Below are 14,462 nucleotides of genomic sequence, written 5' to 3' on the forward strand. Positions count from 1 at the left end.
TCCTGCAAAACACACATCAGCGCCTACAAGCCAGCAAGGCTGGAGGAATACCCCCATGTCTCTCCGTGAATCCGCCGCCGACATGCGCGACGAGCTGGTCCGGCTCCGCCATGCCCTGCACCGCGAGCCCGAGCTCGGCCTCGACCTGCCCCGCACCCAGGAGAAGGTGCTGACCGCCCTGTCGGGGCTCCCCCTGGAGGTACGGCTCGGCGAGCGGCTGAGCTCGGTCACCGCGGTGCTCCGGGGCGCGCTGCCCGGCCCGACCGTGCTGCTCCGCGGCGACATGGACGCCCTGCCCGTCTCCGAGCGCGGCGGCGCGGAGGTCACCTCCCAGCTGGACGGCCGGATGCACGCCTGCGGTCACGACCTGCACACCACCATGCTCGCCGGGGCGGCCCACCTGCTGGCGGCCCGGCGCGACCGGCTCGCCGGGAACGTCGTCTTCATGTTCCAGCCCGGCGAGGAGGGACACCTCGGCGCGAAGTTCATGATCGAGGAGGGCGTGCTGGACGCGGCGGGCGAGCGCCCGGTCGCGGCCTACGCCCTGCACGTCATCAGCTCGGTGCTCCCGCAGGGCGTGTTCATCACCAGAAGCGGGCCGATCATGGCCGCCGCCGACACCTTCATCGTCACCGTGCGCGGCGCGGGTGGACACGGCTCGGCCCCGCACCGCGCCAAGGACCCGATCCCGGCCGCGTGCGAGATGGTCCTCGCGCTGCAGACCATGGTGACGCGCGGCTTCGACGTGTTCGACCCGGTGGTCGTCACCGTCGGCAGCTTCCACGCCGGGACGACCGACAACGTGATTCCGGAGGAGGCCAGGTTCGAGGTCACGATGCGGTCGTTCTCCACCGCCTCCCACGAGCGTGTCCGGGAGCGCGCGGTCACCGTGGTCGAGGGCATCGCGGCGGCCCACGGCCTCGACGTGGAGACCTCCTTCCCGATGAGCTACCCGGTCACCGTCAACAACGGGGCCGAGGCCGACTTCGTCGGGGCGACCGTCCGCGAGGTCTACGGCGAGGGGCGGTTCGTCACGGCGCCGCAGCCGTTCACCGGCGCGGAGGACTTCTCCCTCGTGTGCAACGAGATCCCCTCGGCGTTCGTGGCGCTCGGCGCCTGCCCCTCGGACCTCGACCCGGCCCAGGCCGCCTACAACCACGCCCCGGAGGCGCGCTTCGACGACGCCGTCCTCCCGGACGGGGCCGCCCTGTACGCCGAGCTCGCCGCCCGCCGCCTGGGCCTGGCCGCGGGGTAGCCCGGACGGCTCAGGCCGCGGGGGTGATCCGGATGGCGACGGTCCCCCGGCTCCCCCTGCGGAGCTTGCTGCCGAGGATGACCAGCCGGCCCTGCAGGCCGTACTTCCTCCTCAGGAGACCGCGCGCCCGCTCGGCCTCCTCGGCCGAGAGGATCTCCGCCCGGCCGGCGACCGCCTCGCCGCGCTCGTTGCCCCGCAGGTCGCACGCCCTCAGTGTGACCTGCGGGTTGTTGCGGATCCGCTTGACCTTGCCGGCGGAGACGGGGGTCCAGATCACCAGGGCCTCGCCGTCCGGGGCGGCCCAGACGGCGGTCGGGACCGCCGCGCCGTTCTTGCGGAAGGTCGTCACGGAGACGTACGGCTCGGCGGCCAGTTCCGGGATGCTCGTCATGAGCGGCAACCCTACGCCCCGGGCCGCGGGCGGCGTCCTACGAGGCCGCGTAGACCACCAGGGACACCGCGACGTACTGCACCAGGTAGGCGGCGAGGGTGAAGGCGTGGAAGACCTCGTGGAAGCCGAACCACCGGGGTGAGGGGTCCGGGCGGCGCAGGCCGTACACCACGCCGCCGGCCGTGTAGAGCAGGCCGCCCACGATGACCAGGACCACCGCCGCCACGCCCGCGCCCTCCATGAGCTGGGGCAGCACGAACACGGCCGTCCAGCCGAGGGCGATGTAGAGGGCGGTGGACAGCCAGCGGGGCGCGCCGAGCCAGAACACCCGGAACAGCACCCCGGCGATCGCGCCGGTCCAGATCACGGACAGGACCACCACGCGGGCCGCGCCGTCCAGCGCGAGCAGCGCGAACGGGGTGTAGGTGCCCGCGATGATCAGATAGATGTTGGCGTGGTCGAGGCGGCGCAGCACACCCTCCAGACGCGGGGAGAGCGTGCCGCGGTGATAGGTGGCCGAGATGCCGAAGAGCAGGCCCGAGGTGATCGCGTAGATCGCGGCGGCGAGCCGCGCCTGGAGCGTCGGGCCCAGCGCGACGAGGACGAATCCGGCGATGAGCGCGACGGGCAGCGCTCCGGCGTGCAGCCAGCCGCGCAGGCGCGGCTTGATGGACATCGGGAGCGACACCCTCTCCGCAGCTGTGATGGTCATGAACCTACGGTAGCGTAAGTTACGTCTGCGTAGGTTGTGACTTTTCCTACATTGCCCCGTCCGGAGAGGCGTCTCCGCCCGGGGTCCCCGACGCCGTGGCGGCCGGGGGCGAGCCGGGCGGCCGGTCACCGGGGAGGCGATCGGCGGGAGTTCAGAGGGAGTTCAGGAAGCGGGCCGCGACGGGCAGGGCGGTCGCGGCGCCGCCGCCCCCCTGCTCCACCAGGACGGCGAAGGCCGTGCCGTCGCGGTACCCGATGAACCAGGCGTGCTCCGCGGTCCCCGTCCCGGTCTCGATCTCGGCGGTGCCCGTCTTGCCCGCCGTGCCCTCGGGGAGGGTCACGCCGGAGGCCGTTCCCTCGGTGACCACGGCCCGCATCATCGCCCGCAGCCCCTCGGCCACGCCCGGCGGGAGCGCGACCTCGTCACCCTCCTGCTTCTGGCGCTCCATCATGCTGGGCTGGCGCCAGACGCCGCTCTCCGCGGCGGCGGCGACCAGGGCCATGCAGAGCGGGCTGGCCAGCACCGAGTTGTGGCCGATGGCGTCGGAGGCCAGCTCGTTGTTGTCCGCGTGCCGGCCGATCTTGCAGGTGGTCGCCGGGACCGCGAGCTCCTTGTTGAAGCCGAACGACTCGGCGGTCCTCATCAGGCCGCCGTCCTGCAGTTTGGCGACCGCCTGCTCGACGAAGGTCGTGTTGCACGAGACCGCGAAGGCGCGGGTCAGCGTGACGCCTTCCGCCGCGGTGACGGTCGAGGCGTTGCGGAACGGGTGCCCGCCCGGGGGCGTGTAGGCGGACGGGCAGGACAGCGGGGAGTCGGGGGCGAGCCCCGCCGACAGCAGGGCCGCGGCGGTGACCACCTTGAACGTCGAGCCGGGCGGGTACAGGCCGAGGAAGGCGTTCCGGCCGCCCAGCCGGTCGGCGACCGCGAGGACCTCGCCGGTGCCGGAATCGACGGCGACGATCGCGGCGGGGCGCTCCACCCCGTCCAGCGCCCTGGCCGCCGCCGCCTGGACCGTGCGGGAGAAGGTGGTGACGACCTTCCTGCCCGGCTTCGACGGCTTCTCCAGGAGCCGCTGGACCTCGCCGGCGGGCGTGACGGCCTCCAGGGCGAGCCCGTCGGCGCCCTCGGCGGCGTTCCCGGACAGTCCCCCCGCGAGCAGCTTCAGATAGTTCTCGGCGCCGCTGTCGTGCGGGAACCGCTCCTTGGAGCGGGTGACCAGCCCGGCGGGTTCGGCGGGGAGGTCCCTGAGCCGGAGCCGTCCGCCGTCCTTGAGCGCGGGGTGCAGGGTCTCCGGGGCCCACGCCACCCGCCATCTGCCGTCCCTGACCACCAGCTTCAGCGCCGAGAAGAACGGCCACGCCCCCAGCTCCTCGACCTGCCGGACGCCCTGGAAGGGCATCTCGGCCGCCTGCTCACCCTGGAAGGTGATCGTTCCCGGCGTGAGCGCCAGCGACTCGATGCCCAGCTCCTGGCTGAAGGCGTGGTGCCGCTCGATGAAGTCGTCGGGCGCGTCGACCACGAGACGGTCCATGGCGGCCAGGTCGGCGCCTTCCCAGGCCGTCAGGTAGGCCCGGGCCACATCCTCCGCGCCGGCGTCCGGGCCCGCGGGGACGGCGGGATCGTCCGCCTCTCCCTGGACGGCCGGAGCGGCCGGGCTCCCGTCCCTGGACTCGGCCGGCCTGGTCAGGGCGTAGACGCTGCCACCGACGATGGCGAGAACCACGATGAGGAGCGCGAGGACCGGTCGGGTGCGCATACGGTTTCTCCCAACGATGTCCCCTCGGATATATCAGAGAAAAGAGGATCAAAGGGATGGCCAGGCGGGAACCACAGGAGCCGATGCCGGGCCGTTATCCGGTGACCTTCGGCGAGGTCGATCTGCTGCGGGACCTGGACCGGTCCTCCGGCTGGGTGATCTCCAAGGACGGCGTGCCGCAGTCCTACGTCGATCTGGACGACCCCACCTATCTCGACTTCGAGTACGTCCAGCTGATGGCCGACGTGATCGACCTGCTGGACGAGGGGCCCCTGGACGTCGCGCACATCGGCGGCTGCGCCTGCACCCTGCCCCGCTACGTCGCGGCGACCCGCCCCGGCTCCCGGCAGATCGTCGCCGAGCCCGACGGCGCGCTGGTCCAGCTCGTCCGCGACCAGCTCCGGCTGAAGTCCGTGCCCCGGCTCAAGGTCAGGATCCTCGACGGCCGCACCGCCACCACCGGGCTCCACGACGCCTCGGCCGACCTGCTCGTACTGGACGCCTTCAGCGGCGCGACGATGCCCATCGACCTGGCCACCCGGGAGTACATGGGGGACGTGGCCCGGGTCCTGCGCCCGGCCGGGACCCTGCTGGTCAACATCGCCGACGGCAAGGGGCTGGCCTTCGCGCGACGGGTGCTCGCCACGATCAGGGCCACCTTCCCCCACGTGGCGCTGCTGGCCGAGCCCGGGGTGCTGCGCGGCCGCAGGTTCGGCAACCTCATCGTCGCCGCCTGCCGCACCGGGCTCCCCCTCGACGGCATGGCCCGCAAGGCGGCGGGCGGCCTCACCCAGGCCCGTTGCGTGCACGGCGACGACCTGGGCAGGTTCATCGCCGGGGCTCCGCCGCTGAACGACGGCGACCCGGTCGTCATCCCGGTCCCGCCGCCCGCCGTGTTCGGCTGACCGGCGGCACACGGACCACCGACCGCCGCTCCCCGCCCTCGGCCGACCGCGCGACGCGGACCACCGCCCGCCGCGCGTGCGAGACGCCTCGGTGCCGCGGGGCGGGCGCCCGGCCCCGGCCTCGGGCGGGACCTGGTTGAGGCCTCCGAGGCGGGAGGCGGGGAGGCTTACTCAGGCGGGGGCTCACTCAGGCGGGGGCCGGGACCCAGGCCCGCACCCGGGTGCCCGCGCCCGGCGTGCTCGACAGCTCCAGAGCGCCGCCGAGCGCGCTCAGCCGGTCGGCCAGCGGCCCGAGCCCCCGGCGGCCGGTGGCGGCCAGGTCGAAGCCCTTGCCGTCGTCCGACACCACGGCCTGGAGCCGGCCGCCGTCGTGCGTCAGCCGTACCTCGATCCGGGAGGCCGAGGCGTGCTTGAGCGCGTTGGCGAGCGCCTCGCTCGCGGTGAAGTAGAGCGCGCCCTCGACCTGGTCGGGGAAGCGTCGCGCGCGCAGTCCGGCGTCGGCGGTCACCGTGGTCGTCACCGGCAGCCGCGAGCAGCGCTCCTCGACCGCCTCGACCAGCCCGCCCTGGCTGAGCACGGACGGGTGGATGCCCGCCGCGAGCTCTCTCAGGTCGGTCAGCGTCTGCCGGGCCTGGTCGCGCAGGAGGGTGAGCGTCTCCGGCCGGGCGCCGGTCGCCCTGGCCAGTTCCAGACCCGCGATGAGCGCGACGAGCTGCTGCTGCACGCCGTCGTGGATGTCGCGCTCGATCCGCCGCCGCCCGGCCTCCTCGGCGTCGACCAGCCGGGCGGCCAGCGCGACGCTCTGGATGGCCAGCCCGACGGGGACGGCCAGCGCGCCGAGCTGCCGCCGGTCCTCGGCGGTGAAGCGCCCGGCGAGCTTGGGCCCGCAGGCGATGTGCCCCAGCCCCGCGGGGACCGTGAGCACCGCCTCGCCGTTCTCCTCCCCCGCCGTCAACCGGGTGCCGTCGGGGAGCACGACGGCGGCCCACCGGGTCTCCAACCCGGCGCGTACGGCGCCCGCCAGCCGCCCGAGCTGCTCGACCGGCTCCGCCTCCTCCAGCTCCGGCCCGATCTCGGTCAGCAGCTCGTCCACCGTCGGCCGCAGGTCGAAGACCAGGAAGAACCGTGACCCCCTGATTCCCACCCGGATGTCGAGGAGGTTGTGCCGGAACACCGACGCGGCGATCACCGCGGGCAGGGCGGTCATGACCGCCATGACTCCGATCATCCGGCCCAGGGCGTGCTGCGTCTCGCCGGAGACCACCATCAGGACGAAACTGCCCAGCGTGACCGTCTGGCCGACGATCATCAGGCCCAGCAGGCGGCGCTCGGCGGCGGTGGCCCGCCGCAGGCGCAGGACGAGGGAGACCAGTACCGCCACGCCCATCAGGTAGGCCACCACCTGCCCCAGGCTGCCCATGATGATCGCGGCCAGCGCCGCCGGCCCGCTGAGGCCGAGCGGGTTGCCGAACGGAAAGGGCTCGTAGGCCGCGTCCGGGCTCAGCAGGATGCCCAGCCAGTAGACGGCGATCGCCACCCCGCCGAGCCATGCTCCCGCCCGCCAGCGCCGCGAGGGCAGGCGCCCGTCGGGGAAGAGCAACGGGATGAAGATCCAGCTCAGGCCGTAGAAGACCGGGAAGAGGGAGAGCAGGACGACCCCGGCGACGGCCGCCGGACCACGGTCGCCGAGATGGAGCAGGAGCCCGAAGCCGAGGGCCCCGAGTCCCAGGCAGTCGGCGGTGGCCAGCAGCAGCCAGCCGTAGGCGTTGTCGGGGCGGCGCGTCGCGATCAGCCAGCCGATGGACGGCAGGAAGAGGCAGCCCGCGGCGAACAGCCACTGGCTGGCGGGGACGGGGAAGCCGGTCTCCATGATCGCGCCGGCGACCATTCCGGCCGCGGCCGCTCCCGCCATCGACGCGGCGAGCGGACGGGCCAGAGCCGAGGATGCCATAGCAGGCAGGGTGCCCCTCCACGGGATCCGCCGTCCATGAGGTTGTCCGCACATTCGGTGCAGTTTGCCGCACCCCGCAAGACGGGGGTTCGCCGGGTACCCCGCCGTGCCGGCGGTTCCTAGATTCGGAGAAGGCGGGAGGATCCGGAACCCCCGCCCCGCAGACCCTCGCAGAACCTTGTAGAACCTCGGACCCCCATCGACCGCAACCGCAGGGAGCCTCATATGCGACCGACGTCCCGACCGACCCGCCTGCTGGCCCTCGCCGTCGCTCTCGCGACCGTCCCCCTGGCGACCCTCGCGACCGCGGGGAACGCGGCGGCCGCGGCCGCCGCTCCGGCGATCGTCGCCGCCCCCGAGATCCCCGACAGCCCGGCGGGCAGGCAGCTGCGCTGGTTCCTCGGCGCGCCGGACCGGGCGCCGCTCGCGGAGAGCGAGGTGGCCGAGCACTTCAACGCCGCCTACCTCAAGCAGATGACCGTCGAGGGCTTCAACACCTTCCTGTCGCAGGTCAAGGGGCTGAAGCTGGAGAAGCTGACGAAGGTCGGGCGCACCGCCCTGACCGGCACGGGAACGATCGGCGGCCAGGAGTTCACGATCCAGATCGCCGTGGACGGGCAGGGGAAGATCAACCTGCTCGGAGTGGTCCCTCCCGAGCAGCCCCTCCCCGCCGCCCCGCGGAACTGGGCGGAGCTCGACGCCCGCCTGCGCAAGGTCGCCCCCGAGGTCGCCTTCGCCGCCGCCGAGATCGACTCCCGGGGACGGTGCGAGGTCGTCCACGGCCTCTCCGCCGACAAGGTCATGCCCCTCGGTTCGATCTTCAAGGTCTACGTGCTGGGCGCGGTGGCCGAGAAGATCCGCGACGGGAAGCTGAGCTGGGACAGCGAGCTCACCATCAAGCCCGAGTGGAAGAGCCCGAGCGAGGGCGGCCTGTACGAGCGTCCGGACAACAGCACCGTCACGGTCCGAGAGGCCGCCAAGCTGATGATCTCGATCAGCGACAACACCGCCACGGACATCCTCATCCACACGGTCGGCCGCAAGGCCGTCGAGACCAAGGTCCGTCAGTGGTCGGGGCACGCCGAGCGGAACATCCCCTTCCTCACCACCCGTGAGTGGGCCCTGCTCAAGGCGAAGAACTATCCGGAGCAGGCGAAGAAGTACCTCTCGCTCGACGTCGCCGGCAAGCGCGCCTACCTGAAGAACACGATCGCCAAGCAGTCCTTCGAGGGCCTCCAGCCGTGGAAGGAGCCCCGGGAGATCCACACGATCGAGTGGTTCGGCTCGCCGCGCGACGTCTGCCGGGCCTTCGCCGGGATCCTGTCGCTGAAGAGCAAGCCGCTGCACGAGGCCATGTCCGCCAACGACCTCAACATCGGGCTCGACCGGAAGAAGTGGCCGCTCGTCTGGGCCAAGGGCGGCTCCGAGCTGGGGGTCCTGGACCTGGCCTACCTCGCCCGCTCGGCGAAGGGCCGGACCTACCTGGTCACCTCGCTGACGAACGACCCGAAGACGCCCCTCGACGAGTCGAAGGCCGCCCCCGAGCTGATCTCCCTCGACAGGGGCGCGTTCGCCCTGGTCGCGAAGAAGTAGCCGACCGGGCCCGCCCGATCAGGTCCACAGCCGTACACCGCGCTCGGTGAGCGCGGTGTACGGCTGCGCCGCCGGGAGCCGGGAGTGCGCGGGGACGATCCCCGGCGTGTCCAGCCGTCCCCGCCGGCAGCTCTTCCACGCCGATTGCCCATGATCGATGAAAATGACATGCGGCTAGGCTGCCTTTGTGGGGATTCGACGCCGGCGCCTGCACCGGAGTGTGTTCGTCGCCGCGGGCGTCTACAACATCGCCTGGGGCTCATACGCGGCGGTCGATCCGCAGTGGCTGTTCCGGTTCGCCGGCATGACGCCGCAGAACCATCCGCAGATCTTCATGACCCTCGGCATGGTGCTGGGGCTGTACGGCGTGCTGTACCTGGACGTGGCCCTGCGGCCCGCGCACGGGTTCCTCGTCGCGGCCGTGGGGCTGGCCGGCAAGATCCTCGGCCCCCTCGGCTGGCTGTGGCTCGTGACCACCGGCCGGTGGCCCGCCTCCACGGGAATCCTCGTGATCACCAACGACCTCGTCTGGTGGCTCCCCTTCGCCGTCTATCTACGGGACTCCTGGCCGCACTGGCGCCGGGACCGGGAACAGGGCCGCCTGGCGGACAGCGCGGGCTGACCCCGACGCGCCACCGGCTCCCGCCGGGCCCTCCCGCCCCCTCCTTCCGAACGGGCGCCCCCGCACATCTTGTTTTCCCACACACTCGGGTGTAAACAAAGATAAAACAACGCGGAAACGGCGGTGAATCAACACCATGTACGCCGAGGAGCGGCAGCAGGAGATCCTGCGACGTGCACGGGAGGCCGGACGCGTCGACGTGGTGACGCTGGCGGAGGAGTTCGCCGTCACCACGGAGACCGTCCGCCGCGACCTGACCGTGCTCGAGCGCGCAGGCGTGCTGCGCCGCGTGCACGGCGGCGCCATCCCGGTGGAGCGGCTGGGCTTCGAGCCGGCCCTGGCCGCCAGGGACGAGGTGATGATCCAGGAGAAGGAGCGCATCGCCAAGGCGGCCCTCGGCGAGCTGCCGGAGGACGGGTCGGTCATCATCGACGCCGGCTCGACGACGGCCAGGCTGGTGCAGGCCCTCCCCGCCGACCGGGAGCTCACGGTCATCGTCAACTCCCCGCCCCTGGCCACCGTGCTGGCCGCCCGGCCCAACCTGAGCGTCATCATGCTGGGCGGCCGGGTCCGCGGGCGCACGCTGGCCACCGTCGACGACTGGGCGCTGCGCCCGCTGGCCGGCCTCCACGTGGACGTGGCGTTCATGGCGACCAACGGGTGCTCGATGACGAAGGGGCTGACGACGCCCGACCCGGCCGAGGCGGCGATGAAGCGGGCCATGATCGGCGCGGCGCAGCGCAGCGTGCTGCTGGCCGACCACACCAAGTTCGCCAACACCTACCTGGCCCGGTTCGCCACCCTGTCCGAGATCGACGTGGTGATCAGCGACACCGGCCTGGACGCGGTGACGGCGGCCGAGATCGCGGCCGCCGGGCCCGAGGTGGTGCGGGCATGATCGTGACGCTCACCCTCAACCCCAGCCTCGACCGCACGATCGAGGTCGGCTCCCTGACCCGCGGCGCGGTCATCCGCGCCGCCGCGGCCCATCTCGACCCCGGCGGCAAGGGGGTCAACGTCTCCCGCGCGCTGCTGGCCAACGGGGTCCGCTCCCGTGCGGTCATCCCCTTCGGCGGCGACGAGGGCGGGCGTCTCATCGGGCTGCTCTCCGCCGAGGGCATCGACATGGTCACCGTCCCGGTGACCGGCCCGACCCGCTCCAACGTCGCGCTCGCCGAGCCCGACGGCACGATCACGAAGATCAACGAGCCGGGCACGGAGCTGTCCGCGGCCGAGCTCGACGCCGTCGCCGAGGCGGTGCTGGGCGCCGCCGGCTCGGCGGACTGGGTGGTCGCCTCGGGCAGCCTGCCCCCGCAGGTCCCCACCGACCTCTACGCCCGGCTGTGCCGCCGCTTCGCCCACGCCGGGATCCTCGTCGCGATCGACACCAGCGGGCCCGCGCTGACGGCCGCGTTGCCCGCGCGCCCCGCCCTGGTCAAGCCGAACCGCGAGGAACTCGCCGAGGCCACCGGCATGGCGATCACCGTGCTCGGCGACGCGATCGAGGCGGCGGGCAGGCTGCGCGCCATGGGCGCGGGAACGGTGCTGGCCAGTCTCGGCGCCGACGGCGCGGTCCTGATCCAGGATGACGGGGTCTGGTACGGCGAGGGCCCCGTCGCCGAACCGCGCAGCGCGGTCGGCGCCGGCGACGCCATGCTGGCCGGCTTCCTGGCCGCCGGGGCCCGCGGCGAGGCGGCGCTGGCCGAGGCGCTGGCCTGGGGCACCGCGGCGGTGGGGCTGCCCGGCAGCCGGATGCCCGGCCCGGCCGACATCCGCCGCGACCACATTCGCACCTCCACGGCCGATCCGGCCCTGCCGCTGCGGTCCGGGGGCTGACAGCGGCGCGCCACCACCCCCCGACCGGCTCCCATCGCGCCGGTCACCCCGGAAGGAGCACCATCAGATGACCACCGACTACACTCCCGCCGTCCAGGGGACAGGGGTGAGAGCCGCCGTCCAGCGCTTCGGCGGGCACCTCGCCGGCATGATCATGCCGAACATCGGCGCGTTCATCGCCTGGGGGTTGATCACCGCCCTGTTCATCCCGACGGGCTGGCTGCCCAACGAGAGTCTCGCCGCCCTCGTCGAGCCGATGGTCAAGGTCCTGCTGCCCGTTCTGATCGGCTACACCGGCGGACGGATGGTCCACGGCCAGCGCGGGGCCGTGGTGGGCGCGGTCGCCACCATGGGCGTGGTCGTCGGCGCGGAGGTGCCGATGTTCCTCGGCGCGATGATCATCGGACCGCTCGCCGCCTACGTCCTCAAGCTGGTCGACGGTTTCGTCCAGGAGCGGACGAAGACCGGCTTCGAGATGCTGGTGGACAACTTCACCGCCGGCATCGTCGGCGGCGGCGTCGCGCTGCTGGGCGTGTGGGGCGTCGGCCCGGTCATCGAGGCGGTGACCAAGGCGGCGGGCGAGGCGGTCGGCTGGCTGGTGGGCCACAGCCTGCTGCCGCTGGCCTCGGTGCTGATCGAGCCGGCCAAGGTCCTGTTCCTCAACAACGCCATCAACCACGGCGTGCTCAGCCCGCTGGGCGTGGCCGAGGCCAGTGAGCAGGGCGAGTCGATCCTGTTCATGCTGGAGACCAACCCCGGCCCCGGCCTCGGCCTGCTGCTGGCGTTCATGTTCTTCGGCCCTCGGATGCTGCGTCCCAGCACCCCGGCCGCGATGATCATCCACTTCTTCGGCGGCATCCACGAGATCTACTTCCCGTACGTCCTGATGAAGCCGCGCCTGATCCTGGCCGTCATCGCCGGCGGCGCCGCGGGGATCTTCACCTTCCCCGTCACCGGCGCGGGCCTGGTGGCCCCGCCCTCCCCCGGCAGCGTCTTCGCCTACTTCGCCGTGACCCCCAAGGGCGGCTGGTTCGGCTCCATCGCCGGCATCCTCGCCGCCACCCTCGTCTCGTTCGCGGTCGCCGCGCTCCTGCTGGGCCTCGGCCGGGGCGAGAAGGACGAGCCCGAGCAGGACACGGTGGAGAACGCGGAGGGCGCCGTCCCGCAGGAGACCTCCCCTGCCACCGCGTCCGCCACCTCGCCCACCGCCCCGTCCGCCGCCCCGTCCGCCGCCCCGTCCGCCGCCCCGTCCGCCGCCCCGTCCGCCGCCCCGTCCGCCGCCCCGTCCGTCACCAAGGAGGCATGACCCATGGCCGCCATCGAGAGCAAGGACATCCGCAAGATCGTCATCGCCTGCGACGCGGGAATGGGCAGCAGCGTCATGCTCGCCTCCCAGGTCCGCAAGCAGCTCAAGGGGGAGGGCGTCGAAGTGGTGCACACCCCGGTCAACTCCATCCCCGGCGACGCCGACGTCGTGCTGTGCCACGCGGGCCTGGCCGACCGGGCCAGGGCCTCGGCCCCGGGCGTCGTCCTGATCCCGTTCCAGGTCTTCATCGGCGATCCGGCGGTGACCCGGCTGGTCGACACGATCAAGAAGGGCGGAACCGTCGATGCGTGAGACGGCTCCGCTCCCCCTCGACCCGCGCGCCGTACGGCTGGACGCCTCGGCCGCCGGCCGCGACGACGCCATCGCGCAGTGCGGCCGGGCGCTGGTGGAGATCGGCGCGGTCGAGCCCTCCTACGTCGAGGCCATGCTGGAGCGGGAGCGCTCGATCTCGACCTACGTGGGCGAGGAGGTGGCGATCCCGCACGGCACGCTCGCCGCCAAAAACGTGGTGCGTCACGACGCGATCTGCGTGCTGCGCTTCCCCGGGGGCGTCGACTGGGACGGCGAGCGGGTGACGGTCTGCGTCGGCATCGCCGCCCGCGGCGACGGCCATGTGCGGCTGCTGTCCGAGCTCGCCCAGATCCTGATGGACCCCGACCGCGCCCGGGCCCTGCGCGAGGCGGACGAGGTCTCCGAGGTGGTCCGGCTGCTGCACCCGACAGAGGAGGACCAGTGAAGGTCGCCCGTTTCCACGCCCCCGGCGACATCCGCGTCGAGGACGCCCCCGAGCCCGTCGCCGGGCCCGGGGAGATCAGGATCCGCGTCCGGAACTGCTCGACCTGCGGCACCGACGCCAAGATCTTCAAGCACGGCCACCACCACATCAGGCCGCCGCGGGTCATGGGGCACGAGATCGCCGGCGAGGTGGTCGACGGGGCGCGGGGCTGGGCCCCGGGCGACCGGGTGCAGGTGATCGCCGCGATCCCCTGCGGGACGTGCGGGGAGTGCCGCCGGGGCCGGATGACCGTCTGCCCGAACCAGGAGTCGATGGGCTACCACTACGACGGCGGGTTCGCCGAGTACATGGTCGTCCCCGCCAAGGTCCTGGACGTGGGCGGCGTCAACCGCATCCCCGACGGCGTCGGGTTCGCCGAGGCGTCGGTGGCCGAACCGCTGGCGTGCGTGCTCAACGGCCAGGAGCTGGCCCGGGTCGGCCGGGGCGACGACGTCGTGATCATGGGGTCGGGCCCCATCGGCTGCCTGCACGTACGGCTGGCGCGCTCGCGCGGCGCGGCCCGGGTCTTCCTGCTGGACGTCAACCCCGAGCGGCTGGAGATGGCCGCCGCGCTGGTCGAGCCGGACGCGGCCGTGCACGCCGAGGGCGGCGACTCCGCCGTGGAGCGGGTGCTCAAGCTGACCGAGGGCCGGGGCGCCGACGTGGTCGTCACCGCCGCGGCCTCCGGCGCGGCCCAGGAACAGGCCCTGCGGATGGCGGCCCGCCAGGGGCGCGTCAGCTTCTTCGGCGGCCTGCCCAAGGACGACCCGATCATCCGCTGCGACTCCAACCTGGTGCACTACCGGGAGCTGACCGTCGTCGGCGCCAACGGGTCCAGCCCCGCGCACAACGCGCGGGCTCTGGAGCTGATCGCCGGCGGCGCGGTCCCGGTGTCCGATCTGATCACTCACCGGCTGCCGCTGCCGGAGGTCCTGGACGGGATCGGGATCGTCAGCCGCGGCGAGGCCATCAAGGTCACCGTCGAACCCTGACCCCCTCCCCTCCTCCCCTCCCCGAATCCCTCTGCGAGAGGAAGTCCCGAAGATGCCGGAGAGAACAGTCACCATCGCCTCGCGCACGGGCCTGCACGCCCGCCCGGCCAAGCTCTTCGTGCAGGCCGCGCAGGCGCAGGGCGTCCCGGTCCGGATCCGCGTCGGCGACGGCAAGCCCGCCCCGGCCACCAGCATGCTCGCCGTGCTGGCGCTGGGCGCCGTCCACGGCACGGAGGTCACCCTCGCCGCGGAGGGGCCGGGCGCGGAGGCCGCGCTCGACTCCCTGGCCGCGCTCCTGGCCCGTGACCTCGACGCCGAGGAGGCCTCCGGTGGCTGAGACGGGCGCG

Annotated in this window: 15 protein-coding genes; 11 read left to right on the top strand and 4 right to left on the bottom strand. The window is 73.0% G+C overall.

The features are described 5' to 3' along the window. Positions 1-55: 55 nt before the first annotated feature. Positions 56-1,255, top strand: coding sequence for a M20 metallopeptidase family protein (locus Plo01_RS21605; protein ID WP_203892475.1), 1,200 nt, complete (start codon positions 56-58; stop codon positions 1,253-1,255). A 10-nt stretch (positions 1,256-1,265) separates the two neighbouring features. On the opposite strand, the gene Plo01_RS21610 is transcribed toward Plo01_RS21605, so the two are convergent. The 3 genes from Plo01_RS21610 to Plo01_RS21620 form a co-directional block, all read right to left on the bottom strand. Continuing rightward, positions 1,266-1,646 carry a PPOX class F420-dependent oxidoreductase gene (locus tag Plo01_RS21610; RefSeq protein ID WP_203892476.1) on the bottom strand — a complete coding sequence of 127 codons (381 nt, stop codon included), beginning with the start codon at positions 1,644-1,646 and terminating at the stop codon, positions 1,266-1,268. Between the two features lie 37 nt (positions 1,647-1,683). Continuing rightward, positions 1,684-2,358 (bottom strand): PAQR family membrane homeostasis protein TrhA, encoded by a 675-nt coding sequence (gene trhA / locus Plo01_RS21615; RefSeq protein ID WP_203892477.1) that lies wholly within the window; start codon positions 2,356-2,358, stop codon positions 1,684-1,686. A gap of 151 nt (positions 2,359-2,509) precedes the next feature. Further along, positions 2,510-4,114 (bottom strand): penicillin-binding transpeptidase domain-containing protein, encoded by a 1,605-nt coding sequence (locus Plo01_RS21620; protein WP_203892478.1) that lies wholly within the window; start codon positions 4,112-4,114, stop codon positions 2,510-2,512. A 56-nt stretch (positions 4,115-4,170) separates the two neighbouring features. On the opposite strand from Plo01_RS21620, the gene Plo01_RS21625 reads away from it, so the two are divergent. Beyond that, on the top strand, positions 4,171-5,019 hold the full coding sequence (locus Plo01_RS21625) for a spermidine synthase (protein ID WP_239316797.1): 849 nt from the start codon (positions 4,171-4,173) through the stop codon (positions 5,017-5,019). A gap of 187 nt (positions 5,020-5,206) precedes the next feature. Here the strand turns inward: Plo01_RS21625 and Plo01_RS21630 are convergent, their stop codons facing one another. Further along, a complete protein-coding gene (locus Plo01_RS21630; RefSeq protein WP_203892479.1) occupies positions 5,207-6,970 on the bottom strand; it encodes a sensor histidine kinase in 1,764 nt (587 codons plus the stop codon). Between the two features lie 225 nt (positions 6,971-7,195). Here Plo01_RS21630 and Plo01_RS21635 point away from each other — a divergent pair, with 225 nt between their 5' ends. From Plo01_RS21635 to Plo01_RS21675, 9 genes are all read left to right on the top strand, one after another. Beyond that, positions 7,196-8,563, top strand: a complete 1,368-nt coding sequence (locus tag Plo01_RS21635) for a serine hydrolase (protein ID WP_203892480.1) — start codon at positions 7,196-7,198, stop codon at positions 8,561-8,563. Positions 8,564-8,750: 187 nt separating this feature from the next. Beyond that, the gene (locus Plo01_RS21640) at positions 8,751-9,185 is read left to right on the top strand and encodes a hypothetical protein (RefSeq protein ID WP_203892481.1); all 435 of its coding nucleotides are present in this window, start codon (positions 8,751-8,753) and stop codon (positions 9,183-9,185) included. Positions 9,186-9,321: 136 nt separating this feature from the next. Further along, a complete protein-coding gene (locus Plo01_RS21645) occupies positions 9,322-10,083 on the top strand; it encodes a DeoR/GlpR family DNA-binding transcription regulator (RefSeq protein ID WP_203892482.1) in 762 nt (253 codons plus the stop codon). Beyond that, entirely contained in the window at positions 10,080-11,021 is a 942-nt protein-coding gene (gene pfkB / locus Plo01_RS21650; protein WP_203892483.1) for a 1-phosphofructokinase, read from the top strand. Before Plo01_RS21645 ends, pfkB begins: the two co-directional genes overlap by 4 nt. 67 nt (positions 11,022-11,088) lie before the next feature. Then, positions 11,089-12,327, top strand: coding sequence for a mannitol-specific PTS transporter subunit IIC (gene mtlA / locus Plo01_RS21655; protein WP_239316799.1), 1,239 nt, complete (start codon positions 11,089-11,091; stop codon positions 12,325-12,327). A gap of 3 nt (positions 12,328-12,330) precedes the next feature. Further along, positions 12,331-12,639: a PTS sugar transporter subunit IIBC family protein gene (locus tag Plo01_RS21660; RefSeq protein WP_203892484.1), complete on the top strand. Its 309-nt coding sequence runs from the start codon at positions 12,331-12,333 to the stop codon at positions 12,637-12,639. Next, positions 12,632-13,084: a PTS mannitol transporter subunit IIA gene (locus Plo01_RS21665; protein WP_203892485.1), complete on the top strand. Its 453-nt coding sequence runs from the start codon at positions 12,632-12,634 to the stop codon at positions 13,082-13,084. The genes Plo01_RS21660 and Plo01_RS21665 overlap by 8 nt, the downstream gene beginning before the upstream one ends. After that, positions 13,081-14,115 carry a zinc-dependent dehydrogenase gene (locus Plo01_RS21670; RefSeq protein ID WP_203892486.1) on the top strand — a complete coding sequence of 345 codons (1,035 nt, stop codon included), beginning with the start codon at positions 13,081-13,083 and terminating at the stop codon, positions 14,113-14,115. Before Plo01_RS21665 ends, Plo01_RS21670 begins: the two co-directional genes overlap by 4 nt. 52 nt (positions 14,116-14,167) lie before the next feature. Beyond that, complete coding sequence (locus Plo01_RS21675) at positions 14,168-14,452, top strand: HPr family phosphocarrier protein (RefSeq protein ID WP_203892487.1); 285 nt, start codon at positions 14,168-14,170, stop codon at positions 14,450-14,452. Positions 14,453-14,462: the final 10 nt, after the last annotated feature.

The sequence above is a fragment of the Planobispora longispora genome, from assembly GCF_016863135.1.
Classification (GTDB): Bacteria; Actinomycetota; Actinomycetes; order Streptosporangiales; family Streptosporangiaceae; genus Planobispora; species Planobispora longispora.

Excerpts from the sequence above, each read along its gene's own strand:
- Plo01_RS21605 (WP_203892475.1), top strand. The coding sequence starts at position 56 with ATGTCTCTCCGTGAATCCGCCGCCGACATGCGCGACGAGCTGGTCCGG.
- Plo01_RS21610 (WP_203892476.1), bottom strand. The coding sequence starts at position 1,646 with ATGACGAGCATCCCGGAACTGGCCGCCGAGCCGTACGTCTCCGTGACG.
- trhA (WP_203892477.1), bottom strand. The coding sequence starts at position 2,358 with ATGACCATCACAGCTGCGGAGAGGGTGTCGCTCCCGATGTCCATCAAG.
- Plo01_RS21620 (WP_203892478.1), bottom strand. The coding sequence starts at position 4,114 with ATGCGCACCCGACCGGTCCTCGCGCTCCTCATCGTGGTTCTCGCCATC.
- Plo01_RS21625 (WP_239316797.1), top strand. The coding sequence starts at position 4,171 with ATGGCCAGGCGGGAACCACAGGAGCCGATGCCGGGCCGTTATCCGGTG.
- Plo01_RS21630 (WP_203892479.1), bottom strand. The coding sequence starts at position 6,970 with ATGGCATCCTCGGCTCTGGCCCGTCCGCTCGCCGCGTCGATGGCGGGA.
- Plo01_RS21635 (WP_203892480.1), top strand. The coding sequence starts at position 7,196 with ATGCGACCGACGTCCCGACCGACCCGCCTGCTGGCCCTCGCCGTCGCT.
- Plo01_RS21645 (WP_203892482.1), top strand. The coding sequence starts at position 9,322 with ATGTACGCCGAGGAGCGGCAGCAGGAGATCCTGCGACGTGCACGGGAG.
- pfkB (WP_203892483.1), top strand. The coding sequence starts at position 10,080 with ATGATCGTGACGCTCACCCTCAACCCCAGCCTCGACCGCACGATCGAG.
- mtlA (WP_239316799.1), top strand. The coding sequence starts at position 11,089 with ATGACCACCGACTACACTCCCGCCGTCCAGGGGACAGGGGTGAGAGCC.
- Plo01_RS21660 (WP_203892484.1), top strand. The coding sequence starts at position 12,331 with ATGGCCGCCATCGAGAGCAAGGACATCCGCAAGATCGTCATCGCCTGC.
- Plo01_RS21665 (WP_203892485.1), top strand. The coding sequence starts at position 12,632 with ATGCGTGAGACGGCTCCGCTCCCCCTCGACCCGCGCGCCGTACGGCTG.
- Plo01_RS21675 (WP_203892487.1), top strand. The coding sequence starts at position 14,168 with ATGCCGGAGAGAACAGTCACCATCGCCTCGCGCACGGGCCTGCACGCC.